The organism is Demequina muriae, assembly GCF_030418295.1.
GTDB lineage: Bacteria > Actinomycetota > Actinomycetes > Actinomycetales > Demequinaceae > Demequina > Demequina muriae.
In genome coordinates this window covers 1-515 of the sequence record NZ_JAUHQA010000054.1, presented here as the reverse complement: position 1 = coordinate 515, position 515 = coordinate 1, and the positions used below count along the sequence as shown (strand labels likewise).

The following is a 515-nucleotide window of genomic DNA, read 5'->3' as shown; positions in this document are numbered from 1 at the left end:
CGCGCCTATTCCATCGCCAGCGCGAGCTGGGAGGAACACCTCGAGTTCTTCTCGATCAAGGTGCCCAACGGCCCGCTGACCTCGCGCCTGCAGCACCTCAAGCCCGGCGACCCGCTGGTGGTCAGCCGCAAGTCCACCGGCACGCTGGTGCTCGACGACCTCAAGCCCGGCCGGAACCTGTACCTGCTCGGCACCGGCACGGGCCTGGCCCCGTTCATGAGCATCATCCGCGACCCGGCGACCTACGAACGCTACGAGAAGATCGTGCTCGCCCATGGCGTGCGCCAGGTCAGCGACCTGGCCTACGCCGACTACCTCGAGCGCGAACTGCCGCAGCACGAGTACCTGGGCGAACTGGTGCGCGAGAAGCTGATCTACTACCCGACCGTCACCCGCGAGCCCTTCCGCAACCGCGGCCGCATCACCGACGCCATCGTCGACGGCGTGATGAGCCAGGTCACCGGCCTGCCGCCGCTCAGCCCGGACACCGACCGCGTGATGCTGTGCGGCAGCCC

Annotated in this window: 1 protein-coding gene; it reads left to right on the top strand. The window is 68.7% G+C overall.

Going from position 1 to position 515, the window contains the following annotated elements:
- The coding region (locus QQX02_RS13345; RefSeq protein ID WP_301143861.1) for a ferredoxin--NADP reductase at positions 1-515 on the top strand (515 nt) is incomplete at both ends.